Source organism: Avibacterium sp. 20-129 (assembly GCF_026226845.1).
GTDB lineage: Bacteria > Pseudomonadota > Gammaproteobacteria > Enterobacterales > Pasteurellaceae > Avibacterium.
On the sequence record NZ_JAKKOE010000001.1, the window covers coordinates 622,274 to 648,853 of the forward strand.

The 26,580-nt window shown below is 41.2% G+C and carries 23 protein-coding genes; 15 read left to right on the forward strand and 8 right to left on the reverse strand.

The genetic code is table 11. From position 1 onward, the window contains the following. Positions 1-152: 152 nt before the first annotated feature. The 4 genes from fdnG (at position 153) to fdhE (ending at position 5,809) form a co-directional block, all read left to right on the forward strand. Positions 153-3,209 (forward strand): formate dehydrogenase-N subunit alpha, encoded by a 3,057-nt coding sequence (gene fdnG / locus L5B90_RS02880; protein WP_250350542.1) that lies wholly within the window; start codon positions 153-155, stop codon positions 3,207-3,209. 1 nt (position 3,210) lies between these two features. Continuing rightward, complete coding sequence (gene fdxH / locus L5B90_RS02885; protein ID WP_265762094.1) at positions 3,211-4,134, forward strand: formate dehydrogenase subunit beta; 924 nt, start codon at positions 3,211-3,213, stop codon at positions 4,132-4,134. Then, complete coding sequence (locus tag L5B90_RS02890) at positions 4,127-4,813, forward strand: formate dehydrogenase subunit gamma (RefSeq protein ID WP_250350544.1); 687 nt, start codon at positions 4,127-4,129, stop codon at positions 4,811-4,813. Before fdxH ends, L5B90_RS02890 begins: the two co-directional genes overlap by 8 nt. Positions 4,814-4,900: 87 nt before the next feature. After that, positions 4,901-5,809 carry a formate dehydrogenase accessory protein FdhE gene (gene fdhE, locus L5B90_RS02895; RefSeq protein WP_265762095.1) on the forward strand — a complete coding sequence of 303 codons (909 nt, stop codon included), beginning with the start codon at positions 4,901-4,903 and terminating at the stop codon, positions 5,807-5,809. An 823-nt stretch (positions 5,810-6,632) separates the two neighbouring features. On the opposite strand, the gene xseA is transcribed toward fdhE, so the two are convergent. From xseA to L5B90_RS02915, 4 genes are read right to left on the reverse strand one after another with little or no spacing between them, the layout of a single operon-like run. Then, positions 6,633-8,168 carry an exodeoxyribonuclease VII large subunit gene (gene xseA / locus L5B90_RS02900; protein WP_265762096.1) on the reverse strand — a complete coding sequence of 512 codons (1,536 nt, stop codon included), beginning with the start codon at positions 8,166-8,168 and terminating at the stop codon, positions 6,633-6,635. A 2-nt stretch (positions 8,169-8,170) separates the two neighbouring features. Continuing rightward, positions 8,171-9,367, reverse strand: a complete 1,197-nt coding sequence (locus L5B90_RS02905) for a ribosomal protein uL16 3-hydroxylase (protein WP_265762097.1) — start codon at positions 9,365-9,367, stop codon at positions 8,171-8,173. After that, a complete protein-coding gene (locus L5B90_RS02910) occupies positions 9,360-9,749 on the reverse strand; it encodes an RnfH family protein (RefSeq protein WP_250350548.1) in 390 nt (129 codons plus the stop codon). Before L5B90_RS02910 ends, L5B90_RS02905 begins: the two co-directional genes overlap by 8 nt. Further along, on the reverse strand, positions 9,749-10,180 hold the full coding sequence (locus L5B90_RS02915; protein WP_265762098.1) for a type II toxin-antitoxin system RatA family toxin: 432 nt from the start codon (positions 10,178-10,180) through the stop codon (positions 9,749-9,751). Before L5B90_RS02915 ends, L5B90_RS02910 begins: the two co-directional genes overlap by 1 nt. Before the next feature lie 94 nt (positions 10,181-10,274). Between L5B90_RS02915 and L5B90_RS02920 the strand changes: the two genes are divergently transcribed. From L5B90_RS02920 to L5B90_RS02945, 6 genes are all read left to right on the forward strand, one after another. Then, a complete protein-coding gene (locus tag L5B90_RS02920) occupies positions 10,275-10,691 on the forward strand; it encodes an EamA family transporter (RefSeq protein ID WP_250350550.1) in 417 nt (138 codons plus the stop codon). A 48-nt stretch (positions 10,692-10,739) separates the two neighbouring features. After that, entirely contained in the window at positions 10,740-11,330 is a 591-nt protein-coding gene (gene pth / locus L5B90_RS02925; RefSeq protein WP_250350551.1) for an aminoacyl-tRNA hydrolase, read from the forward strand. A 16-nt stretch (positions 11,331-11,346) separates the two neighbouring features. Beyond that, positions 11,347-12,438, forward strand: a complete 1,092-nt coding sequence (gene ychF / locus L5B90_RS02930; RefSeq protein WP_265762099.1) for a redox-regulated ATPase YchF — start codon at positions 11,347-11,349, stop codon at positions 12,436-12,438. A gap of 264 nt (positions 12,439-12,702) precedes the next feature. Further along, complete coding sequence (locus L5B90_RS02935; protein ID WP_265762100.1) at positions 12,703-13,596, forward strand: homocysteine S-methyltransferase family protein; 894 nt, start codon at positions 12,703-12,705, stop codon at positions 13,594-13,596. 11 nt (positions 13,597-13,607) lie between these two features. Next, positions 13,608-15,014 (forward strand): basic amino acid/polyamine antiporter, encoded by a 1,407-nt coding sequence (locus L5B90_RS02940; RefSeq protein ID WP_265762101.1) that lies wholly within the window; start codon positions 13,608-13,610, stop codon positions 15,012-15,014. A 173-nt stretch (positions 15,015-15,187) separates the two neighbouring features. Further along, positions 15,188-16,498, forward strand: coding sequence for a nucleobase:cation symporter-2 family protein (locus L5B90_RS02945; RefSeq protein ID WP_250350555.1), 1,311 nt, complete (start codon positions 15,188-15,190; stop codon positions 16,496-16,498). Between the two features lie 217 nt (positions 16,499-16,715). Here L5B90_RS02945 and L5B90_RS02950 read toward each other — a convergent pair whose 3' ends face one another. Further along, positions 16,716-17,771: a TIGR01620 family protein gene (locus L5B90_RS02950; protein WP_250350556.1), complete on the reverse strand. Its 1,056-nt coding sequence runs from the start codon at positions 17,769-17,771 to the stop codon at positions 16,716-16,718. Between the two features lie 21 nt (positions 17,772-17,792). Continuing rightward, the gene (locus L5B90_RS02955) at positions 17,793-19,196 is read right to left on the reverse strand and encodes a YcjX family protein (RefSeq protein WP_250364361.1); all 1,404 of its coding nucleotides are present in this window, start codon (positions 19,194-19,196) and stop codon (positions 17,793-17,795) included. A gap of 65 nt (positions 19,197-19,261) precedes the next feature. Between L5B90_RS02955 and L5B90_RS02960 the strand changes: the two genes are divergently transcribed. Genes L5B90_RS02960 through L5B90_RS02980 form a run of 5 tightly spaced genes read left to right on the forward strand, consistent with a single transcriptional unit; the run spans position 19,262 to position 24,675 of the window. Continuing rightward, the gene (locus L5B90_RS02960) at positions 19,262-20,959 is read left to right on the forward strand and encodes an ABC transporter substrate-binding protein (protein ID WP_250364360.1); all 1,698 of its coding nucleotides are present in this window, start codon (positions 19,262-19,264) and stop codon (positions 20,957-20,959) included. Then, a complete protein-coding gene (locus L5B90_RS02965; RefSeq protein WP_250364359.1) occupies positions 20,956-21,921 on the forward strand; it encodes an ABC transporter permease in 966 nt (321 codons plus the stop codon). The genes L5B90_RS02960 and L5B90_RS02965 overlap by 4 nt, the downstream gene beginning before the upstream one ends. Then, positions 21,911-22,798: an ABC transporter permease subunit gene (locus L5B90_RS02970; protein WP_250350560.1), complete on the forward strand. Its 888-nt coding sequence runs from the start codon at positions 21,911-21,913 to the stop codon at positions 22,796-22,798. The genes L5B90_RS02965 and L5B90_RS02970 overlap by 11 nt, the downstream gene beginning before the upstream one ends. Positions 22,799-22,806: 8 nt before the next feature. Next, a complete protein-coding gene (locus tag L5B90_RS02975; RefSeq protein WP_250350561.1) occupies positions 22,807-23,865 on the forward strand; it encodes a peptide ABC transporter ATP-binding protein in 1,059 nt (352 codons plus the stop codon). Positions 23,866-23,874: 9 nt separating this feature from the next. Continuing rightward, positions 23,875-24,675, forward strand: a complete 801-nt coding sequence (locus L5B90_RS02980) for a peptide ABC transporter ATP-binding protein (RefSeq protein WP_265762102.1) — start codon at positions 23,875-23,877, stop codon at positions 24,673-24,675. A gap of 140 nt (positions 24,676-24,815) precedes the next feature. Here the strand turns inward: L5B90_RS02980 and glyA are convergent, their stop codons facing one another. Further along, positions 24,816-26,081, reverse strand: a complete 1,266-nt coding sequence (gene glyA / locus L5B90_RS02985; protein WP_265762103.1) for a serine hydroxymethyltransferase — start codon at positions 26,079-26,081, stop codon at positions 24,816-24,818. Positions 26,082-26,209: 128 nt separating this feature from the next. Further along, the gene (locus L5B90_RS02990; RefSeq protein ID WP_250364357.1) at positions 26,210-26,515 is read right to left on the reverse strand and encodes a hemocin immunity protein; all 306 of its coding nucleotides are present in this window, start codon (positions 26,513-26,515) and stop codon (positions 26,210-26,212) included. Between the last annotated feature and the right edge of the window lie 65 nt (positions 26,516-26,580).

Genomic DNA, 26,580 nt, shown 5'->3' on the forward strand with positions numbered 1-26,580 from the left:
ACTGAATTATTTCATCGGTGAAAATGTGCGACTTACCGTTGTTTATTTGGTAAATAAAAAATGTGAACAATTCAGTTAGCCCAAACGAATATCTATAAAAACAAATCTACTACACAATAACACAACAATTTTGTTGGTTAAGGAGCATCTCTATGCAGGTCACAAGAAGAAAGTTCTTTAAGATCTGTGCAGGTGGTATGGCAGGGACGTCTGCGGCGATGTTGGGCTTTGCCCCAGCAACCGCTTTAGCAGCACCTCGCGAATACAAGTTATTACGCGGTAAAGAAACCCGTAATACCTGCACCTATTGTGCCGTAGGCTGTGGTATGTTGTTATACAGCTTAGGTGATGGCGCAAAAAATAGCGTGGGTAAACTTTATCATATTGAAGGTGACCCCGATCATCCAGTGAGCCGTGGCGCGCTTTGTCCTAAAGGGGCTGGCGCATTAGATTATGTAAACAGCCCTCGTCGTGTGAAATACCCTGAAGTGCGTGAAGCAGGCTCAACGGAGTGGAAACGTATATCTTGGGAAGAAGCCATTGAACGTATCGCTAAACATATGAAAGCAGACCGCGATGCTAACTTTGTGTTAAACAATGAAAATGGTACCCCTGTTAATCGTTGGATGACCGCGGGTTTCTTAGCCGGATCGGCTTGTAGCAATGAAACAGGTATCTTAACGCAAAAATTTGTTCGTTCACTCGGGATGATTTATACCGACAACCAAGCGAGTATCTGACACGGACCAACGGTAGCAAGTCTTGCTCCATCATTTGGTCGCGGTGCGATGACCAACCACTGGGTTGATATTAAAAATTCCGATTTAGTCATTGTAATGGGCGGTAACGCAGCGGAAGCTCACCCTGTTGGGTTCCGTTGGGCGATTGAAGCAAAAAAACAAAATGGTGCGAAGTTAATGGTGGTTGATCCACGCTTTAACCGTACAGCTTCAGTTGCCGATATTTATATGCCACTCCGTTCTGGTACAGATATTGCATTTTTATCTGGCGTTATTCGTTATTTATTAGAAAAAGATCAAATTCAGCACGAATACGTTAGACATTATACGAATGCAGCCTTCCTTGTTGATGAAAACTTCACCTTTGAAGACGGTTTATTCTCAGGTTATGATCCTGAAACGCGTAAATATGATCGTTCAACTTGGCGTTATCAATTTGATGCGGAAGGTCAGCCAATTCGTGATCTCACCTTACAACACCCGCGTTGCGTAATTAATCTGTTAAAAGATCACGTTTCTCGCTATACGCCTGAGATGGTAGAACGCATCACCGGCACACCACAAAAAAGTTTCTTACAATTCTGTGAAGAAATTGCGAAAACCTCTGCGCCTGACAAAGCGGCAACCTTTATGTACGCATTAGGTTGGACACAACATACGGTGGGTTCACAAAATATTCGTACTATGGCGATGATCCAGCTATTACTCGGTAACATCGGCGTTTCAGGTGGAGGCGTGAATGCATTGCGTGGTCACTCAAATGTACAAGGCATCACCGATTTAGGTTTATTCCCACATATGTTGCCCGGCTATATTCCATTGCCAACCGAAGCGGATACCAGTTTAGAAAGTTTCCTAAACCGTATTACGCCGAAAACAATGATGAAAGATCAGGTCAATTACTGGCAAAATACGCCGAAATTTATGGTAAGTATGCTCAAAACCTTCTTTGGTGAAAAAGCAACCAAAGAAAATGAATTTGGCTATCATTATTTACCAAAATTACCGAAAGGCGGTATGGATCAGTTCCGTTACATTGAAGAAATGTATCAAGGGCGCGTAAATGGTTATTTCTGCCAAGGGATGAACCCTGTTGCCTCTTATCCAAATTCAGGCAAAATCATTAAAGCCTTAAGTAAGTTAAAATACTTAGTGATTATGGATCCGTTAATCACGGATACCTCTGAATTCTGGAAAAACTACGGTGAATTTAATGACGTGAAAACAGAAGAAATTCAAACCGAAGTATTCCGCTTACCAACAACTTGTTTCGTGGAAGAACACGGTTCAATCGCTAACTCTGGGCGTTGGTTACAGTGGCACTGGAAAGCTGTTGAACCACCATTTGAAGCAAAAAGTGATGGCGAGATTCTTTCTGAATTAAGAGCGGCATTAATCGAGCTTTACCACAAAGAAGGTGGCGTATCCCTTGATAGCCTTGAGGCAATGAGCTGGCAGTATGACAACCCACTTGAGCCAAAAGCAGAAGAAGTGGCAAAAGAAATGAACGGCTACGCCTTACAAGATCTGCTTGATGCCAACGGTAATGTCATCTTGAAAAAAGGCGATCTACTATCAAGTTTCGCGCAAATGCGTGATGACGGTAGCACCTCTGGTGCGTGCTGGATTTATACGGGTCAATGGACACAAAAAGGGAACCAAATGGCGAATCGCGATAACGCAGATCCATCTAACTTAGGTAATACCCTAGGTTGGGGCTTTGCGTGGCCGATGAACCGTCGAATTATCTATAACCGTGCAAGTGCGGATTTATCCGGTAAACCTTGGAATCCAAAACGCCAGCTAATTAAATGGAATGGCAAAAACTGGAACTATGTGGACGTGGCTGACTTTGGCACAGCTCCACCGAACAGTCCTACCCTACCATTTATTATGCAACCAGAAGGGGTGAGTGGTTTATTCGTCCGTGAACGTATGGCTGATGGCCCGTTCCCAGAGCATTATGAACCGATTGAAACACCAATTGGCACAAACCCATTGCATCCAAATGTGGTCTCCAACCCTGTGGCGCGCATCTTAGAAAGTGATAAAGCAGACATTGGTACTTCTGCGGAATTCCCTTATGTCGGCACCACTTATCGCCTCACCGAGCATTTCCACTTCTGGACAAAAAATGTGCTACTTAATGTGATTGCACAGCCAGAGCAATTTGTTGAAATTGGTGAAGCACTCGCAAAAGAGAAAGGCATTAATAACGGGGATTACGTTAAAGTTAGCTCAAAACGTGGCTATATTAAAGCTGTCGCCGTAGTTACAAAACGTATCCGTCCATTAATGGCCGATGGAAAACCGGTGCATACCGTAGGTATTCCAATTCACTGGGGATTCTCAGGGGTAAGCAAAAAAGGCTTCTTTGCCAACAACCTAACGATTCGTGCAGGTGATGCAAATACACAAACCCCAGAATCAAAATGTATGTTGGTAAATATTGAGAAAGTGGGGGCATAATATGGGAAATGTTCAATCACAAGATATTATTAAAGCCTCTGCAACATCGGGATTAACACCACCACCTCACGCACGCGATCATCAGCTTGAAGTGGCAAAACTGATTGATGTTACCACTTGTATTGGCTGTAAAGCCTGTCAAGTGGCCTGTTCCGAATGGAATGATCTTCGTGCTGAGCCAGAAAAATGTATCGGCTCATACGATAACCCAATCGATCTCAATGCCAAAGCGTGGACGGTGATGAAATTCAACGAAGTTGAAGAAAATGATCGTTTAGAATGGCTAATTCGTAAAGATGGCTGTATGCACTGTAGTGAACCGGGCTGTTTAAAATCCTGCCCTTCACCGGGTGCAATAATTCAATACGCAAACGGAATTGTAGATTTCCAATCAGATAAATGTATCGGTTGTGGCTACTGTATCGCTGGCTGTCCATTCAATATTCCAAGAATGAACCCTGAAGATAACCGCGTGTACAAATGTACACTTTGCGTAGATCGCGTAACCGTGGGTCAAGAACCGGCTTGTGTTAAAACCTGCCCAACAGGGGCAATTCATTTCGGTACAAAAGAAGAAATGAAACACTATGCAGAAACCCGTATTGCCGATCTCAAATCCCGTGGTTACGAAAATGCTGGGCTTTATGATCCTGAAGGTGTTGGTGGCACACACGTGATGTATGTTTTACATCACGCCGATAAGCCAGAACTTTACTCAGGTTTACCAAAAGATCCACACATTGACGTTAGCGTGAAATTATGGAAAGACGTCTTGAAACCAGTTGCAGCGGTAGCAATGGGCGGCTTAGTGCTTTCTGAAATTGCGCACTACCTTGCAGTAGGGCCAAATACGGAAGAGCTTGAAGAACACGACGAAGTCAGACCAGAAGACAATCAAACCCAGAAAGGAGGCGAAAATGAGTAAATTTAAGATCAGCAACGATCAACGAGTTGTTCGCCATAAATTTCCTGCGCGTTTAAGCCATTGGCTACTTGTAATTTGTTTCTTCACCACTGGCTTATCAGGGCTTGCCTTTTTCTTCCCTGATTTTGCTTGGCTAACGGAAATTTTAGGTAATCCAAGAATTGCCCGTTTTATCCACCCATTCACAGGCTTAGTGATGTTTGTGGCGTTTATTAATCTTTGCTTGATTTATTGGCGTCATAACATTCCGGAGAAAAATGACTGGGTATGGCTCAAAAATATTAAAGAAGTCTTAAAAGGCAACGAACACGCCGTTTCAGACAACGGAAAATATAATTTAGGGCAAAAAATGCTGTTTTGGACGCTTATTCTAGCAATGTTCACATTACTGGCAACAGGGATTATTATGTGGCGACAATATTTCTCCCATAATTTCCCAATTCCGGTAATTCGCATTGCAATTTTACTCCACTCTGCCAGTGCCTTTATGCTCTTTACCGGCATTATGGTGCATATGTATATGGCATTTTGGGTGAAAGGTTCTATTCGAGGAATGGTTGAAGGTTGGGTAACGGTACGCTGGGCGAAAAAACATCACCCACGCTGGTTCCGTGAAGACATTCTGCCTGAACTTGAAAAAGAAGCCGCAGAAAAAGCGAAAGAAAAGCACACTAACTAATTAACGATGGCAAAGTGCGGTGATTTTTTGCAAAATTTTGCAAATTTACACCGCACTTTCTTTATTGACAAAAGCTGATGAAAAATTATGAGTATCAAAATCCTACCAAAAGATGAAATTGTACAAGCTGCTAGCTCTTTTCATCACCCTGTTCTCTTATTTTCCAACCCCAAAAATCTTTACCAACGCCGAGCTGAACGCTTACGTTCTCTGGCGAAAAATCACCCAATGGCGGATTACCTTAACTTCGCGGCAAATATTGTAGATTGCCAACTCGCTCTACTAAACGAACAGCCTGTTACGCAAAAAATTGAAATTAATGCGGAAACAAGCGTTCCACTTAATCTCACCCAATGGCAGCGCGCTCCACAATGGCGAACCTTATTTCACGCATTGCTCAATAAAATGAAAAATAATGGAACCGAAAACGTTCAAGCTACCATTGAGAATTTAGAAAAAACCTCCGACAACGAGCTTGAACAGCTTGCTGACAAATTACTCGCGCAACAATTTTCAGAAGTCAGTAGCGACAAAGCCCTCTTTATTTGGGCGGCACTTTCCCTTTATTGGATTCAGCTTGCTCAGCAGTTGCCACAAAATAGCAAAATGGAAAGCGGTGAACACCTTCATCTTTGCCCAGTATGTAATGCCTCACCGACCGCCAGCGTGGTGCATTTTGGCTCAGAGCAAGGTTTACGTTATGTACATTGCTCCCTATGTGAAAGTGAATGGAATGTCGTGCGTAGCAAATGCACCAATTGTAATCACACGGGAAAACTAGATTATTGGTCAATTGACAGCGAATCAGCCCCCGTTAAAGCCGAAAGCTGCGGCGATTGCCATAGCTATCTGAAAATGATGTATCAAGAGAAAGACCCTTATGTCGAAGCCATCGCTGATGATTTGGCAAGTATCTATCTTGATATTGAAATGGAAGAAAAAGGTCTTTCGCGTAGTGGATTAAATCCTTTTATGTTTCCAAATGAAGCAGGGTAAAAACCACCATTGGCTCGCTAGTAAACTATCAACGCGATAGCAATAGAAAACCTTTCTTATTTATAAAGTGCGGTAGAAAATTTTACTATTTTTTACCGCACTTCACTTTTTTAAGGGGGAAAGTAAATACAATCGCCCATTTTAAAAACAAAAAAAAGTGGTTAAGTCGCCTTAACCACAAAGATGAATAAAATATTTCGTTTAGCTTTATCTCAATAAAATCAAGATAAATCCTCCCTATTGTAAAAAAAAAAACGAAATGCAACTAAAATCGTGAAAAATTTTAAAATTTTTATTTTTTTCCCTAAAGTGAGGGAAATTCTTTTATGTTTGCAAATAAAGCAAGATAACAATACACCATTGGCTCGCCAGTAAGGCATCAAGGCGATAGCGATAGAAAACCTTCCTTATTTATAAAGTGCGGTAGAGAATTTTACTATTTTTTACCGCACTTCACTTTTTTAAGGGGGAAAGTAAATGCAGTCGCCCATTTTAAAAACAAAAAAAGTGGTTAAGTCGCCTTAACCACAAAGATGAATAAAATATTTCGTTTAGCTTTATCTCAATAAAATCAAGATAAATCCTCCCTATTGTAAAAAAAAAAAACGAAATGCAACTAAAATCGTGAAAAATCTTAAAATTTTTATTTTTTTCATCTATCTTAAAAAAAAGAAGGCGTTTTCTTCAAAAAGAAAAATTATTGTTATCTTTTTTAGATATCAGGAATTATCTCTGTTTAAAGTTGGAATAAGGCAATACGGTTCAACATAACTCGTACAAAAATAAGGCGAACCAACGCTATCTTATTTTCAAAATTAAGTGACTATTTTTCTATTTGTTCAACACGGCTATAAATTATGCCATTCATTAACTGTGTTTTCACACGCTCACCCACTTTCACTTGGCGACTTTGGGTAATTGCAATGCCTTGTTCGTTTTCAGAGATGGAATAACCACGGGAAAGAATTTTCAATGGGCTTAATCCGTCTAATTGTTGGCACAACGTCGCAAAATGCCCTTGTTTGTTTGCCAGTTGTTTTTCCGTGGAAAAAGCTAACCGCACATTTAATTGTTGCAAATGTTGAGCCTGCTTTTGCAAGCGATAAGGTAATGGATTATTGTGCAACCGTTCATTAAGTGCGGTGAAATTTTGTTGTTTTTTCGTGAAATAACCTTGTATTGCAAGTTTTAAGCCATAACCTAGCTGTTGAATGTGTGCTTTTCGCTGATTGAGCTGTGTTTGTGGATGACAATGTTGCAAACGTTGGCGAAGTTCTTGTGAATATTCTTTTTTTGTAGCAAGGTTTCGCGCTATGGCTAAATGCAAACGTTGATGTTGCACGGCAATCTGTTGTTGCGATTTTTCCACTTCACGTTGCATTGCAAACTGTAAACGGTAAGCAAGCTGTTCTAGCTGTGCCTTTTGTTGATTAAACTGAATTTGCGGATGGCGATTTTGCAAACGCCACACGAGCTGATTTAATGCTTGGCGTTTTTCATTAAAACATCGATCTAACGCCATTTCTAAATGCTGGCGTTTATAGCCAAGCTGTTGCAATAATTCTTGCTGATCACGGCTTACCAATTCTGCCGCCGCCGATGGGGTAGGCGCACGCACATCTGCAACAAAATCAGCAATGGTTATGTCGGTTTCGTGTCCTACCGCACTGATCACAGGAATGACGGAATTAAAAATTGCTCGCACTACGGCTTCTTCATTAAAACACCATAAATCTTCTAATGAACCACCGCCACGCCCAACAATCAATACATCCACTTCTTGGCGACGGTTGGCAAGCTCGATCATTTGCACAATTTCAGCCGTGGCTTCTTTACCTTGAACGGCAGTAGGATAAATCACCACCGCTAGACTAGGATCTCTACGTTGTAAAATATGCAAAATATCTTGTAATGCTGCCCCTGTCGGCGAAGTAACCACGCCCACTTTGCGACTAAAGTGCGGTAGGTTTTTTTTCAGATTTTGGGCAAACAATCCTTCCGCCGCCAATTTCATTTTTAAGGCTTCAAATTGCTGTTGCAGTAATCCCTCACCTGCTGGCTGCATTGTGTCAATAATAAGCTGATAATCCCCTCGTGGCTCATATAGGCTGACACTTGCCCTAACGAGGACTTGCATACCATTTTGTGGGCGAAATGAGACACGCAGATTTTTCATTCGGAACATTGCACAACGCACTTGAGCATTTTCATCTTTCAGAGTGAGATACCAATGCCCCGAAACCGGTTGAGTGAAATTAGAAATTTCGCCTGTGAGCCACACAAGACCAAGCTGCCCTTCCAATAATTGGCGAGCCTGCTGATTGAGTTGCGAAACAGAATAAATTGCACTATTTTCCATAGTTAATCCAATAACACCCAACCATCATCAAGCCAGTTGCATAGGCTGTCTAACAAGAGTTCCATTACACTTTCTTTGTCTTGCATATCACGCATTAACTCGCATAAATCCGCTAAATTCAGGCTTTCTCCATCAGATAACCGTTTTAAAATTTGGGCTTCTAACGGGTTGAGTTCATCTAGCCATTCACCGTTGGCATAAAGACGCAATGGCTGTTCGGTATAAAGCAATTTGCAATTATTATCTTGTGAAAGCAAGCCCCCTTCTTCCAAAAGCGATCGCACTTCTTCAGGATCGTACTCCCCTTCCGTTGGTAATAATTCGTAGCGTCTGCTACTCACTGTACTTGCTAAGGCTTGTTTGAATAATGCATCAAATTGTGGGCTTTGTGCAAGGCTAGCAAGGAACTGTTGCTTTATTGTGGTGATATTTTGCTGTGCCAATAACCCTGTTGGTTGCTGATCAGGGTGAAGACGGAGAGGAATTAAAAATTCACTGAGATCTAATTCTAAGCTAGGTTGATTAAAGGCTTTTGCCACATTTTCAAAAATATCCGCTAAATTAGGATAACGTAAGCCGAAAGAAAACGTCAGGCAATCATCTTGCGCCACACCATAATGGGATAAACGGGAAGGCACATAAAGCACATCACCGGGGGCAAGCACTTCATCAAGTAACAATTCGCCCATATCATCAAAAATACGGATCGGCTGGTTAGGCTTAAATTCTGTGCTAGGATCGCACCATTTACCGAGTTGCCAACGACGATGCCCATACCCTTGCACAAGGAACACGTCATATTCATCATAATGTCGCCCTACCGAACCACCTTGTGGTGCATAAGACACCATAATATCATCTCGTTGCCACTGTGGAATAAAACCAAACGCATTCCATAATTGTCCCAATTCAGGCGACCACTGCTCCATATTTTGTACGAGTACCGTCCATTGTGCGGGTACATCAGCAAAATCTTGCTCAGATAAAGGGCTGGTTTTCAGCGCCCAATTTTCATCGCTATGTTGCTTGATTAGGCGCGCGGTAACCTCTTCGCCTTGCGAAAGTTCAATAATATCTTGTGGCTCAAACTGTCCCACAATTTGTGGAAGACCGTTGCGAATTAATAACGGTTTCTTTTGCCAATATTCTTGTAAAAATTGTTCTGGGCTAATGTGTTCAGGTAAACAAAATTTAATCATCGCCTTGTTCCTCTTGCTCGTTTGCAGATCGTTGATCTTGGGCTAACTGTTTTGCACGTTTTTTTGCTTCTTTTTCTGCTTGCTTTTGTGCTTGCTGCTCTTGTAACTGTTGTGCCGCTCGCTTACGGCGGATTTCTTTGGGATCTGCAAGTAAAGGGCGGTAAATTTCGATGCGATCCCCGTCTTCTACAAGATCAGTTAATTTTGCTGGACGGCTGAAAATTCCAATTTTATTTTCACGCAAATCAATTTCGCTAAACTGATGTAAAATACCTGATTGCAAAATTGCGGTTTGCACGGTTGTGCCTTGTTCCATATGCAAGGTTTTCAAAAAATAACGATCAGGCAAAGCATAAGCAATTTCAATTTTTAATTTAGACATTAGGCGTAAACCTCCTTGGCACGCTGCTTAAACGCATCGATCATTTTGCTGGTTAAATGAGTAAAAATCTGCCCAAACGCCATTGCAATAATCGGATTGGAAAATTCAAATTCCAGTGTTAAGGCAATTTTGCAACACTGCTCATCAATTTCCACAAACTGCCATTCCCCTTGCAAAAATTTAAACGGGCCTTCCACCAACTGCATTTGAATATGCTGATTTTCCAGCATTGTATTTTGTGTGGTAAAACGCTGACGAATGCCCGCTTTGCTGATGACTAATTCTGCGGTAAGCTGATTTTGCTCACGACTTAACGTTCGGCTTTCCACACAGCCCGGCACAAATTCCGGATAACGTTCATAATTATTCACCAAATCATACATTTGTTTGGCACTGTAAGGCACTAAGGCACTTTGATTAACTCTTGGCATTTTTATTTCTATTTTTCTCTAAAAAAACTTTGCTATTATAGCGAATATCAAACAAAAGTGCGGTGATAAACGCACGAAAAAATAAGGAAAAACGATGAATTGGGTCATTTTCGCCATTGGATCAGCATTTTTCGCCGGACTCACCGCCATTTTGGGCAAACTTGGCGTGGAGGGGATAAATAGCAATCTTGCTACGTTCATTCGCACCCTTGTGGTATTGGTTGTGGCTGGTGGTATTATTACGCTGCGTAACGAATGGCAACTCCCCCAACATATCGCCGCAAAGCCCTTTATTTTCCTACTTTTATCAGGCGTTGCTACGGGGCTTTCTTGGCTTTGCTATTATCGTGCATTACAGCTTGCTCCCGCCTCTTGGGTCGCCCCCATTGATAAACTTAGCGTGGTTATCGCCATTGTGTTAGGGGTGGTAATATTAGGCGAAGCCATCAGCTTAAAACTCATTATCGGTTCAATTTTAATTTTAGCGGGTGTATTGGTCTTGGCGTTATAACTGTTTTTCGCTACAATAACCCACTATTTTTGTCCAGTTAAAGAAAGTATGTCAGAAATTAAACTCATTGTTGGGCTGGCTAACCCGGGGGATAAATATGCCGAAACTCGCCATAATGCGGGGGAATGGTTAATTAACCGCCTTGCCCGTCAATTTAATTTTCAACTGAAAGAAGAAAGTAAATTTTTCGGTAAAACCGCAAGAGCGGTGATTTTTGGCGAAGAAATTCGTTTTCTCGTCCCCACTACTTTTATGAACTTAAGCGGTAAAGCGGTGAGTGCATTAGCCAATTTTTACCGCATTAAACCAGAAGAAATGCTGATTATTCACGATGAGCTTGATCTTCCTCCCGGTGTTGCCAAAATTAAGCAAGGGGGCGGACACGGTGGACATAACGGTTTGCGTGATAGCATTGCTCAGCTAGGTAATAATAAAAATTTCTATCGTCTGCGTGTGGGGATTGGACACCCGGGTGATAAAAATCTGGTTTCCGCCTATGTGCTAGGTAAACCCTCACCAACAGATTGGCAACTGATTGATAAAGCCTTAGATGAAGCCACTGTGTGCGTGGAAATTCTCATCAAAGAAGGCATTAACAAAGCAACAAATCGACTCAATAGCTTTAAAGCATCAAATTAAACATTAAGGAAATATTATGGGATTTAAATGTGGTATTGTAGGTTTACCAAACGTGGGCAAATCCACCCTTTTTAACGCATTAACAAAAGCAGGTATTGAAGCGGCAAATTACCCGTTCTGTACCATTGAACCAAACACTGGCGTTGTGCCAATGCCAGATCCACGTCTAGACGCGTTAGCGGAAATCGTTAAACCTGAACGCGTCTTACCAACTACAATGGAATTTGTGGATATCGCCGGTCTTGTTGCTGGCGCAAGCAAAGGGGAAGGATTAGGTAACAAATTCCTTGCTAATATTCGTGAAACCGATGCGATTGGCCACGTTGTACGTTGTTTTGAAAATGATGACATTGTTCACGTTGCCGGAAAAATTGATCCCGCTGAAGACATCGACACCATTAACACAGAACTTGCCCTCGCTGATTTAGACAGTTGTGAGCGCGCCATTCAACGTTTAACTAAACGTGCCAAAGGTGGCGATAAAGAGGCAAAATTTGAATTATCCATTATGGAAAAAATCCTCCCTGTGTTAGAAAATGCCGGAATGATTCGTTCTGTCGGATTAGATAAAGACGAATTACACGCCATTAAGAGCTATAACTTCCTTACATTAAAACCAACAATGTATATTGCCAATGTGAATGAAGATGGCTTTGAAAATAATCCTTATTTAGATCGTGTACGTGAAATTGCGGAAAAAGAAGGGGCGGTGGTTGTGCCTGTTTGTGCGGCAATTGAATCTGAAATTGCGGAACTGGATGATGAAGAAAAAGTGGAATTTCTGCAAGATCTAGGCATTGATGAACCGGGTTTAAACCGTGTTATTCGTGCAGGTTATGCCCTATTAAATTTACAAACTTATTTCACTGCTGGCGTTAAAGAAGTTCGTGCGTGGACAGTTTCCGTCGGCGCCACAGCACCAAAAGCCGCTGCGGTCATCCACACTGATTTTGAAAAAGGTTTTATTCGCGCCGAAGTCATTTCTTATACTGATTTCATTCAGTACAAAGGCGAAAACGGAGCAAAAGAAGCAGGAAAATGGCGTTTAGAAGGGAAAGATTATATTGTTCAAGATGGCGATGTAATGCATTTCCGTTTTAATGTCTAATTCATTCTAGCTTATGCTATTTTGATCTAAAAAATAGATAAAAATATTACCGCACTTTAGAAAAAGTGCGGTATTTTTTTAATTACTGTTGTTCCAGCTTAAAATAATACAGCGTTACTACCTCTTTATGATAGAAAGGTCAGTTCACTGTTTTATTTTTAATGTAAACGGACGTGTTCTTTTCATTAAATGAGTGTAGATTAAAATACCCTCATCAAATGACAGATTAATATCATCTTATTTTTTACTTTATAGGAAGCAAAAATGACAATCACAATTCTTGACGGTGGAATGAGCCGTGAATTAATGCGTTTAAACGCACCATTTCGCCAACCAGAATGGTCGGCACTTTCACTTTATGAAAAACCGCAAGCTATTGAACAGGTTCATCAGAACTTTATTACCCATGGTGCAGAAGTGATTACCACGAATAGTTATGCGGTTGTGCCTTTTCACATTGGTGAACAACGTTTTGTTGCTGATGGCAAAATGCTTGCCGATCTCGCTGGTCGTCTGGCTAAAAATGCGGTGAAAAATAGCGGAAAAGCCATTAAAATTGCGGGTTCTCTGCCTCCCTTATTTGGCTCTTATCGACCTGATTTATTTCAAGCTGAGCGTGTTAAAGAGATTGCTCTGCCACTCATCAATGGGCTTGCCCCTTACGTTGATCTTTGGTTATGCGAAACCCAAAGCGCCATTATTGAGCCTGTCTCAATCAAACCTTTATTACCCGATGATCGTCCTCTGTGGGTTTCCTTTACCTTGCAAGATGAAAACCCGCATCTTCCAGCGAGCCTACGTTCAGGGGAATCAGTACAAAGTGCGGTAGAAAAAATGATTGAATTAGGCGTGAGTGCCATTTTATTTAACTGCTGTCAGCCAGAAGTGATTGAACAAGCCTTACAAGTAACCCAACAGGTACTACAAAAACATCAGGCTGAACACATTGCCACAGGGGCTTATGCCAACGCCTTTGCACCACAAACCAAAGAAGCCACCGCCAATGAAGGATTAGACGAAGTACGTAAAGATCTTGATCCCCAAGCCTATTTAGTTTGGGCGAAAAAATGGCAACGTGCTGGCGCAAGCATTATTGGCGGTTGCTGTGGTATTGGCTTAGAGCATATTCAAGCACTTTCAGATTATTTCAAAAAATAGGGAAATACAGGATGTCAAATAAAAAAATTGGTTTAATTTCTCTTACCGCCCTCGTGCTGAGTTCGATGATTGGCTCAGGAATTTTCAGCTTACCGCAAAATATGGCTGCTGTTGCGGGATCAGAAGCCCTACTGATTGGCTGGCTGATTACTGGCATTGGGATTATTTTTCTTGGATTATCTTTCTTTTTTATTTCACGCCTTAAACCTGAATTAGACGGTGGGATTTATACTTACGCACGCGAAGGTTTTGGTGAATTAATGGGATTTTTATCCGCTTGGGGTTACTGGCTCTGTGCAACCATCGGGATTGTGGGCTACTTAGTTGTCGCTTTTGAAGGTATTGGTACCTTTACAGATAGCGAAAATGTCGTTATTTTTGGGCAAGGCAATACCCTCGCCTCTTTTATCGGTTCTTCACTGGTGGTGTGGCTTGTTCATCTTTTGATTGCAAGAGGGGTCAAAGAAGCCGCTTCTGTTAATTTAATCGCCACCCTCGTTAAAGTCTTTCCGCTTATTTTATTTATTGCGCTCGCCTTTTGCTTTTTCTCTCCAGAAACCTTTAATAGCGATATAAAAGGAATCGCATTAAATAATACAGTGAGTGATCAGGTGAAAAATACAATGCTCATCACTTTGTGGGTTTTTACTGGGGTTGAAGGGGCAGCCGTACTCTCCGCTCATTCCAAAAAACGCAGCGATGTGGGCATTGCAACCGTATTAGGCATCATTATTGCGTTATTACTCTATATTGCAATTACGGTGCTTTCTTTAGGTCTTTTACCAAGAGAAACTATTGCCCAAATGGCAAATCCTTCTATGGCTGGACTATTAGAATTAATGATCGGCAAAAGTGGCAAAGTTCTCATTACCGTCTGCTTAATTATTTCTGTACTCGCTTCTTACATTAGCTGGACGATGTATTCGGCAGAAGTCCCTTATCGAGGTGCTAAAAATGGGGCATTTCCACAAATTCTGAATAAACTCAATGACAATGATGTGCCGATTAACTCCTTATGGTTTACCGGCTTTGTGGTACAGCTATGCCTTATTTTGGTTTTACTCACAGGCAAGACCTATGAAGCATTACTACTGATTTCAACTTCAATGATCTTAGTGCCTTACTTACTGATTGGCGCTTACTTGCTAAAATTAGCCTTTCAGCAACATTGTGCTTGGTATATTAAACTCACGGGATTTATTGCCACACTTTATGGGCTATGGATTTTATATGCCGCAGGACTTGATTATCTGCTGATTTCTGTGGCGTTATATGTACCCGGTATTGCGCTATTCCTATATTCTCGCCACCAATCGCAAGGCAAATTCAATTTAAACCACGCTGAAAAAGCCCTGATTGTCCTTTTTGCATTACTCTTTATTTGGGCAATTAACGTACTGATAAATTTTGAATTCTAAGTTATCTAAAAAGCAGATCATATCGATCTGCTTTTTTTCATCACAATAAAAAATAGGACAAAATAAAGTTGCGGTGTCATTTTACAATGTTTTCACCGCCAAAAAGCAAACGATTGCTTAAAATAAAATATACAGTATAATTCGCCCTATTTTTTATCGACTAGGAAAGCCTTATGAACAACAATCTACTCTATTCCGTTGAAGACAAACCACCTTTTGGGTTAAGTCTATTATTAGCCGCTCAACATTTACTTGCCGCATTAGGTGGTATTATCGCTGTGCCATTGGTGATTGGTAATGTACTCAAGCTACCTACCGCGGATACCATCACCTTAGTCAATGCCGCTTTACTTATCTCCGGTGTGGTTACCATTATCCAATGCCGTGGCTTAGGCCCAATTGGCATTCGTTTACCAAGCGTAATGGGAACAAGTTTCACCTTTGTTGCTGCCGCACTTGCCATTGGCTTTAGTGAAGATGGCGTTGCAGGGATTTTAGGCGCTTCCCTCGTGGGATCGCTGGTGATGATCATCGGCAGTTTCTTTATGCCCTATATCCGTAAATTATTTCCACCAGTGGTAACCGGAACGGTAGTGATGATGATTGGTCTTAGCCTGATTCCTGTTGCCGTAGATTGGTTTGCCGGTGGACAACGCACTGATCCCAACTATGCCACACCAGAAAATCTGCTGATGGCGAGCTTTGTGTTGGTCATTGTGGTCATTTTAGTTCAATGGGGCAAAGGCATTTTTTCCGCTGCCGCCATTGTTATTGGAATGATGACAGGCTATATAGTGGCGCTTGCTCTAGGTTGGGTGAATTTTGATGGGGTTAAACACGCACAAATTTTTGCCGTACCGCAACCGTTACATTTTGGTTTAGCCTTCCCACTCTCCGGCATTATTGGGATGTCTATCGCCTATTTGGTAACCATTGTGGAATCAAGTGGTAACTTCTTAGCTTTAGGTAACGCCACTAAAACGGAAATCACGGGTAAACATTTACGCGGTGGCGTGTTATGTGATGGCTTAGGTTCAGCCCTTGCTGCGATAATGTCCACCACGCCGTTTTCCTCTTTCTCACAAAATATTGGGGTGATTTCTCTCACGGGCGTAGCGAGCCGTTATGTGGTCGCCATAACAGGAGCATTATTAGTGCTAGCAGGATTATTCCCTGTATTCGGTGCATTAATTGTTTCCATTCCACTTCCAGTGCTTGGTGGCGCGGGTTTGATGATGTTTGCAATGATTATTGCAGCGGGAATTCAAATGTTAGATCGCATTGAACGCAGCAAACGCAACGGATTAATCATCGCGATTTCCATTGGTTGCGGCTTAGCCGTTACTACTCGTCCAGAATTGCTCGAAAAACTCCCACACTTTTTTAAAGAAGTCCTTGGCTCTGGCATTACCGTGGGATCATTATTAGCTTTGATTTTAAACTTGGTGCTACCACAAGATAAAAATTCAAAAGAAAATGGCTAAGCAGCGATTCTATTAGCGGATCGCTATTGGGATAATGTGGTTAAAACTAGACCACCTTGTCCACAAAATAAGGCAAATTGTGGGAGAATGGAGAGAATTTTTTCAAGCCATTTCACTGAGTTTTGCTAGATTTTGGGATTTTCAGACCATTAAGCCATTGGCAATAATCAACATTGCCCTCGCACATTAATGCTTAGGGCAATGTTTTTATCAATGATTAAGCTTTTTTACTTGGCAAGAGTAGCGCTTTTAAATGCGCTAATACGTCTTTTTGAATATGTTTTAAACGTGGACGTTCCTCCTGTTTAAAAGCAAGCGGGCGACAAAATTCCATCGCTTTAATACCAAGCCTTGCGGTAAGCAGCCCAACCCCAACACCTTGTGCGATACGGGCGGAAAATTTTGCCGTCACATCTTGCGAAAGCCAGTCCATTCCAATTTCTTTGACCACTTCCGTTGCCCCCGCAAAAGCCATATTCAACAAGACCATTCGCAATAAACGCAAACGGCTAAAATACCCCAGTTCAATATGATAAAGTTTAGCTAATTGGTTGATTAAACGAATATTTCGCCACGCAACAAAAAACATATCCACCACCGCTAAAGGACTCACTGCAACAACTACCGCCGCTTCAATGGCATTTTTACTAATCAGTTTTTGTGCTTGTTTATCAATCGGTTTTAATACGGTTTGACTGAACAGATCGGCACGTTCGCTAGCAGAATGTCCTTCATTAGATTGCTTTTGCCATTGGATAACTTCTGGTGATTGCGGTGAAATATCCATCGCTTTGATAATGTCTTGACAGAGCTGCTGCACTTTTTCGCTTTCTTGTACAGAAAAATCTTGCTGAAAATCCCCCGCACTTTTGTTTAATAAAAATTGGCTTTTCTCTTGCAATGCCATTCGTTTTTTTAAGTGTACGAGCTTACGCCATTCGTTCACCATTGCACCAATTCCCAACACCACAAAAAAGCAACTTGCCAGCGCAAAAGAAAAATAAATCCATTGGTGATGTTGCCACGTATCAATCAACCACTGTATCGACTGTGCAATCAGCGCGCCAGTAAAAAAGATCGCTGAACTTGCCAGCCATTTTTTCCACCAACGGGGTTTAGGTTGGAGTGCTTGCTCAAATTGTGGTGCGAGATCGCCCGATTCATCTTCTACATCCGTTTCTATGATTAAATTCTCTTGTGAAAAGGTTTGTTTCGGTGCAAAAGCTTGTTGTTCTCGATCTTCAAGTGCGGTGTGAAAAATTTGTTTTTCCATTGTTATCTTTCTCTCTTGCGATCAATCCAGTTTATCCGCTAACAAAAATTGCAATACAGCGTCCATTCTTAAATGAGGAATTGCACTGCCCGGTTCAAGGGGCTGCGGTTCAAATTGATCAAATTCAAATCCTTGTGTTTGCCAAAATTGTGCGTTTGGCAAACGGCTTGGCACATCCCCGGGATAAAGGGTGATTTTTTGCTGATCTTTTTGCCGAATGCCTTGTATCGCGGCGTAAAATTTTCCATTTTGATTCACCTTAACTTGTTGTGTCGCACGAATCGCAGCAATCGCATCGTATGTGGTTTTAATGCCTTCATACGCCACATAACGCCCCCCTTCTTGTACTAACTGGCGTAGTAAGCTAATTAAATTATGGTGTTGCTCTCTGGTGATGTGATCCGCTTTGGTCGCAAGAAACATCAATTTGTCAATTTTTGGTGAAAACAAGCGGTTGAGAAAGGTGCGTTTGCCATAATGAAAACTTTTAAACAGGGCTTGTAAACCTTCTTGCATATCTAAAAAAGCGCGTTGGCTATGATTAAGGGGGGTAAGGCAATCCGCCAAGATCACTTGACGATCAAAGGTAGAAAAATAATCACGATAAAAACCTTTGACGATATGTTGGCAATAATAATCGTAACGATCTGTCAAAACAGCAAAATAGCTGTCGTTATCCGCTTTTTTTAGGGCTTGCCATTGCGCCTTATTAATATGAACCAAAGGGAAAAATTGCATCGCAGGCGCACCTTCCAATTCCCCCGCTAAGACAAAACGCCCCGGCTGAATAAAATGCAAGCCCTGTGCTTTACAAGCTAATAAGTATTCTGTGTAATCCTTTGCCAGTTGCACCAAAACAGCGGCATCGGCTTTGGCGAATAAATCGATTTTCGCTACGTTTTCTTGCCATTTTTGCGCTAATTCAAGGCGTTTCCCTTGCATAAGTTCGCGCTGTTGCTCGCTCCATTGTTGGAAATCTAATTCAAGCAACGGCAAATCTAATAGCCATTCCCCCGGATAATCAAAAATATCAAGATAAAGTGTGCCGGTTTCTTTTAAATGACGCCACAAGCCACGCTGTTGATAACGAATTGCCAAGCGTGTTTCGCTCACTCCGCGGGTAGAATCAGGCCAGCGTGCGGGGGTGTCTGTCAAACATTCCAAGTTCTTTTCATATTCAAAACGAGGAATGTGCATCGTGCGTTGTTCAATGGGTTTTACCGCTAAAATCCGTTTCTCTCGCGCCGCATAAAATAAGGATAAATGGGGGTTATCCAGCGTATTAATATGTAAAAGTTGGTTCACAAGACTGGTAATAAATGCCGTTTTTCCGCTACGGCTTAGTCCAGTTACGGCTAAACGCAAAGTGCGGTCAAATCCACGGTCAATGAGGTTATCCAGCTCTTTTTGAATATAATCAAACATTTTATTTCTAAATTTCGCTAATATACTTTAAAATTTCGCCATAATTTATCACAAATATGCCTGTTATGTTTATAAGAAAAATCGTTGTTTCTGCTATTTTGCTGAGTGCCAGCCTAATCAGCTTGCCGAGTTACGCAGCGCCTAAAGTGCCAAAAAGCCTTACGCAAAATGGACTTATTTATTGCACCCAAGCAAACGGTTTATCCTTTAATCCGCAAACCAGTGATGCGGGAACCAGTATGAACGTGGTTACCGAGCAAATTTATAATAAATTATTTGAAATCAAAAATAACAGTGCCACGGTTGAACCAGTACTGGCACAAAGTTATAGCCTGTCTGCTGACGGCAAAACCATTACCATTAATTTACGCAAAGGGATTAAATTTCATCAAACGGATTGGTTTACTCCAACACGCAATTTCAATGCAGAAGATGTGGTGTTTTCACTTAATCGTGTGCTAGGGCATAATACGGATTTACCTACCTTAGAAATCTTAGTGGATTACAAAAATCCGCAATATCGAATTTTTCACGAACAAGCACGCAAAGTACGTTTTCCCTATTTTGAAAGCATTAAATTACGCGAAAAAATTGAGTCTGTGGTCGCCACCTCGCCTTATCAAGTGCAAATCCAACTCTTTCAGCCTGATGCGTCGATTCTTTCCCATCTTGCCAGTCAATATGCCATTATTTTCTCGCAAGAATACGCCTTACAACTCAACGCTGACGATAACCTTTCTCAGCTAGACACCTTGCCTGTCGGAACTGGCCCTTATAAAGTGCAAAATTTCGTGCGTAATCAATATGTTCGTTTAGTGAGAAATGAAGATTATTGGCGTAAAAAAGGGGAAATTGAACATATTATTATCGACCTTTCAACAGACAAAACGGGGCGTTTGATTAAATTCTTAAATGGCGAATGTCAGATTACCTCTAGCCCTGACGTGAGCCAACTGGGAATTTTGAAACAATTTAATGAGCGATATTATTTAAAATCCACCGAAGGAATGAATTTGTCGTATTTGGCATTTAATTTTCTTAAACCGGCAATGAAAGATTTAGATCTACGCCGTGCAATCTCGCAAGGCATTGATCGAGAACGTATTATTCATCGTATATATCATAATACAGCAAGTGTCGCGAATAATATTATTCCAAATATTTCTTGGGCAGCAACGGTAAATACCCCTGACTTTGCCTATGATTACAACCCCAACGCGGCGAAAGCCTTTTTACAAGATAAGCAGCTCAAATTAACAATGTGGGTGCTAAATGAAGAACAAGTTTATAACCCTTCACCAATCAAAATGGCTGAATTAATAAAATGGGATTTAGCACAGGTAGGGGTGGAATTAGTGATTCGCCCTGTTACGCGAACTTATTTAATTGAGCAGCTCCGAAATGGCTCAGAAGATTATGATTTAATTCTCACTGGCTGGCTCGCGGGAAATTTAGATCCTGATAGCTTTATGCGCCCTATTTTAAGTTGTGGTACAGTCAATGACATTACCAATTTATCCAACTGGTGCTATGCCCCTTTTGAAGATGCGATGAACCGTGCTTTAAACACCACGCAGTTACGTTCACGTGCTAATTATTATAATATCGCGCAAGAAATTATTTTATCCGAGTTACCCATTATTCCTGTGGCTAATGTCAAACGAATGTTAATTGCAAATTCCCGCGTGAAAGGCTTGGAGTTAGCCCCCTTTGGTAGCATTAACTTCACAACGCTATCCTATCAGCAAGGAGAAGGAAAATGATCCTATCTTTTTTTCGGCATCTGATCCTATTGGTGATCACCTTAGTCATTCTGTCTATAATTAGCTATGCCGTGTTAATGCGTGATCCCCTAAATGAAGTCTTGGCAACACCACATTTTTATTCAGGCTATTTTTTCTATGTGCAAAATTTGCTCAATGGGGATTTGGGGATTAGCTACAATGGCGGTGATTCCTTAAGTGATTTAGTTCTCACGGTACTCCCCCCAACCCTTGAACTTTGCTTTACCGCCATTTTACTGGCGTTGCTCTTTGGTATTCCTTTAGGACTTATCGGAGCGGTTTACCGTAAAAAATTATTAGGAAAAATCATCCGCACTTTATCTGTGATAGGACTTTCTTTACCCGTATTTTGGCTTGCGCCCCTATTGCTTTATGCCGCCGCCATTTATGGTTGGGAAATTGCGGCAATTGGGCAATATAATTTACTCTATGAAATTCAGCCAATCACGGGCTTTCCTATTATTGATGTATGGTTTATTGACGCCCCTTATCGCATTAAGGTGATCCAAAATGTGCTACAACACCTGATTTTGCCTACATTGGTGCTAATGATTTGGCCTACAATGGAGATTATCCGCATCGTGCAAGAACGAGCAGCCTATTTGTTTGAACAACCTTATATCAAAATTTCAATGACAAGAGGCTGGTCTATGTACAAAATTTTATATACCCATATTTTACGCAACACCTTGCCTCTTCTTGTGCCACAAATGACACGCTTATTCACGCTCGTTATCGCACAATGTATGTTAGTTGAAGGCACATTTGGTTGGTCTGGCATTGGGCGTTGGTTGATTAATGCCGTTGCCCAACAAGATTACAACAGTATTTCCGCAGGCATTATCGTGATTGGGTTATGCATTATCGTAGTAAATTTATTGGTAGAAACACTCACCTTCGTGTTAGATCCGTTAAATAAGAAAGGTTGGTATGCAAGATAAAGATCTGGCGGAATTTCGCCATACAGAAACATTAACCACCATTTGGAAATTATTCCGCCAAGATAAAGTGGCACTTGCCAGTTTTTATCTGTTTTTGCTGTTTATTTTGACCGCACTTTTTAGCACGTTCATTGCCCCTTATCCCGCTGAAACGCAGTTTATCGGTTTTGAACTAATGCCCCCCTCTTGGGTAAATGGCGGAAAAATTGCCTATTTTTTTGGTACAGATGATATTGGGCGCGATGTTCTAAGTCGCTTAATCACAGGAACAACTTACACCCTAGGTTCAGCCTTAATTGTGGTGGTTTTTACCGCAATATTAGGTGGAATTCTCGGCGTTTGGGCGGGAATGTCGCAAGGGATCAAATCTCGTGTACTCGGGCATTTTCTGGATGCCTTCCTTTCCACCCCAATTTTGCTGATTGCCATTATTATAGCGACCTTAATGCAGCCTAGCCTGATTAACGCAATGCTTGCCATTACATTGGCATTATTACCACACTTTATTCACGAAATTTACCAAGCTATTCAAAAAGAACTGAAAAAGGAATACATTTTAATGCTTCGTCTTGAAGGCGCATCAAATTGGCTTTTACTCAAAGAAGCCATTTTCCCTAATATTTCGGTGAAATATATCCAAGAAATTACTCGCGCGTTTACCATCGCAATTTTGGATATTAGTGCATTAAGTTTTATTTCCCTTGGGGCGCAAAGCCCAATGCCTGAGTGGGGTGTAATGATTAAAGATTCTCTAGAGCTAATTTATCTCGCGCCTTGGACTGTCATCTTACCGGGACTTGCAATTATGGCGGTCATTCTCGTTGCCTTATTACTCGGCAATGGCATTAACAAAGCGATTGAAAAATATTATGAATAAGGATTCCAATGGCACTACTTGATATTCGTAATCTTTGCATAGAAATAAAAACGCCAAATGGTCGAGTAAAAATTGTCGATAACGTCAATCTCACCTTAAATGAAGGGGAAATTTGCGGTTTAGTCGGGGAATCGGGTTCAGGCAAAAGCCTCATTGCAAAAGTCATTTGTAACACCATTAAAGATTCGTGGATTGTTAGCGCTGACCGCTTTCGTTTTAATGAGGTAGAGTTACTTAAACTTAGCCCACATAAAAGACGGAAATTAGTCGGCAAAGAAATCTCAATGATCTTCCAAGAACCGCTTACAAATTTAGATCCTAGCACCAAAATTGGCAAACAGCTTATTCAAAATATCCCTTCGTGGACATTCAAAGGACGCTGGTGGCAATGGTTTGGCTGGAAAAAACGCCGTGCCATTGAACTATTACACCGTGTAGGCATTAAAGATCATAAAGATATAATGAACAGCTATCCCGACGAAATCACCGAAGGGGAAGGACAAAAAGTGATGATTGCTGCCGCGGTTGCCAATCAACCCCGCTTATTAATTGCCGATGAACCGACGAATTCCTTGGAATCTATCACTAAGGTGCAAATTTTCCGCCTGTTATTGAGTATGAACCAAAACCAAGGTACCTCTATCTTACTGGCAAGCAATGATATAAATAGCATCAGTGAATGGTGTGATAGTTTCAGCGTACTTTATTGCGGACAAAATGCAGAATCAGGGCCAAAAGAAAGCGTGCTGAACACGCCACATCACCCTTACACCAATGCCTTACTGCATTCCATTCCTGATTTTAAACAGCCTTTGCCATTCAAAAGCCGTCTAGGCACATTGCGTGGTACCGTTCCACTGTTGGATCAACTGCCTATTGGCTGTCGTCTGGGACCACGTTGCCCGTTTGCCCAAAAGAAATGTATCAATAAGCCACCGACAAGACGAATTAAACATCACGAATTTGCTTGCCATTTTCCACTTAATTTACGCGAAAATCAGCGAAAAGAAAAAGAAGAAATGGCAACCCCACTTATCATTAATACGGATGAAAATAACACAGAATAGGAAAATCGAATGAGTGCCTTATTAAAAATTGAACATTTATCCAAATCCTTTGATGATAATGTCGGTATTTTCTCATCTAGCCAATTCGTTGCTGTGGAAAATGTCAGTTTCCAATTAGAACGCAAAAAAACCTTAGCGATTATTGGTAAAAATGGCTCAGGCAAATCAACCTTGGTAAAAATGATCGTAGGAATTCTCGCGCCAAGTTCGGGGGAAATTTTATTTAATAATACGCCACTTCAATTTGGCGATTATCACTCTCGTTCGCAACATATTCGAATGGTTTTCCAAGATCCCAATAGCGCCTTCAACCCCAAACTCAACGTTGGGCAGATTTTAGATACCCCACTGCGTCTTGCTACACATTTAAGTGAAACCGAACGTGATGAAAAAATCTTTTCGACGCTCAAACTGGTAGGGCTTTACCCTGATCACGCCAACATTAAAATCAACACAATGTCAATGAGCCAGAAACAGCGTGTCGCTCTTGCCCGTGCCTTGATCCTTGAACCTGAAATCATCATCACCGATGATGCCCTTGGCTCACTTGACGCCACCGTAAAAACACAACTGATGAATTTAATGCTTGAAATCCAAGAAAAACTCGGTATTGCTTATATTTACGTGGGACAACACTTAGGAATTATTAAACATATTTCTGATGATGTATTGGTGATGGATGAAGGCAAAATGATTGAATATGGCACCACTCACGATGTCTTCACCGCCCCACAAAATGAGATTACCAAACGCCTTGTAGAAAGCCATTTTGGACAATTGCTGACCGATGAATCTTGGGCATTCAGATAACTGTCATAAAATAAAGTGCGGTGTTTTTTTACAAAATTTTTGTAATAAAGCCCCTTGCACTCACCTAATTTTATAGCATTTATGAGCATAAAAAACAGGCTGGATAGCATATCCAGCCTGCTTAATGTAATACTAAAACATTACGCAGGATAAACCGGCAAACGCTTACAAATAGCTAGCACTTTTTCTTTTGTTGCAGCAATCACTTCTGCTTCGCTTTCTTTACCCACAGCATCAAGCACATCGCACATCCAACCAGCTAACTCTTTCACTTCCGCTTCTTTGAAACCACGACGAGTCACAGAAGGGGTTCCTACACGGATACCCGAGGTGATAAATGGTTTTTGTGGATCATTTGGCACAGCATTTTTATTTACTGTAATATTCGCCTTGCCTAATGCCGCATCGGCCGCTTTCCCTGTTAAACCGTGGCTAACTAAATCAACTAAGAATAAATGGTTTTCCGTGCCATTAGAAACCACGTTATAACCACGTTGTTTAAACACGTCCACCATTGCTTTCGCGTTTTTCACCACTTGTTGCTGATAAGCTTTAAACTCAGGCTCAAGCGCTTCTTTAAAACATACCGCTTTCGCTGCAATCACGTGAACCAATGGACCACCTTGACCTGCGGGGAATACGGCACTGTTTAATTTTTTATAAAGCTCTTCATCGCCACCTTTTGCTAAAATCAAGCCACCACGTGGACCACCTAAAGTTTTGTGTGTTGTGGTTGTCACAACGTGAGCGTGCGGTAATGGATTTGGGTAAACCCCAGCGGCAATCAAGCCGGCAACGTGTGCCATATCTACGAATAAATAGGCACCAACTTCATCAGCAATTTCACGCATTTTCGCCCAATCGACCACTTGAGAATAGGCAGAAAAACCACCCACGATCATTTTTGGCTTAACGCGTAACGCTTGTTCACGCAATGCGTTATAATCAATTACGCCTTCATCGGTGATGCCATATTGTTCTGCGTGATAAATTTTGCCTGAAAAGCTCACTGATGCACCGTGAGTTAAATGGCCACCGTGTGCCAAGCTCATACCTAAAATGGTATCACCCGGGTTTAGCAGTGCCATATAAACCGCTGCATTAGCTTGCGAACCAGAATGTGGTTGCACATTCGCATAATCTGCACCAAATAATTCTTTCGCACGGTCAATGGCAAGTTGCTCAACAATATCGGCATACTCACAACCACCATAATAGCGTTTACCTGGGTAACCTTCTGCATATTTATTGGTGAATTGAGAACCCTGTGCTTCCATCACACGTGGGCTAGCATAGTTTTCTGATGCAATTAATTCAATATGTTCTTCTTGACGACGATTTTCATCTTGAATCGCCTGCCATAATACGGGATCGTAATCAGCGATGTTCATACTTCTTTTTAACATTGTGTTTGTCCTCTTATAAATATGATTATTTAAGATTTAACTAGTTTAGCTTTTTTTTCACTATCTTGTAATGAAAAATTAGGTTCAAAATTTTCATTGCGATTATGAATATTATTCATATCCTATGGTTATCGCAATCCCTTTTTACAATTATTAATATAAAGCGAGATATCCTCTTCTTGGTAACCAAGCAATTTACCAATTTCTCGTTCTACCATAGAATCAAAGTGTCCTATACTTTTCTTCAATAGTTGCTCTAGCTGTTCTGCATATTTTTGATGAACAGGTCTAAATAGAATAAAGGCTCCCAACTCTATTGGAGTCTGCTTATTTTGAGGAACTAAAACAAGATAATTACAACGAAAAACACCCCGTTCTATATAAGGTAAAAACGCACCTGGAACGCCCATATCATTAAAGAAAAGTGCTAACATTTTCTTTTCCGATAACATTAACTCAAGCTCTATTCCTTCGTGAGGGCCAATTTTTCCTTTGCATA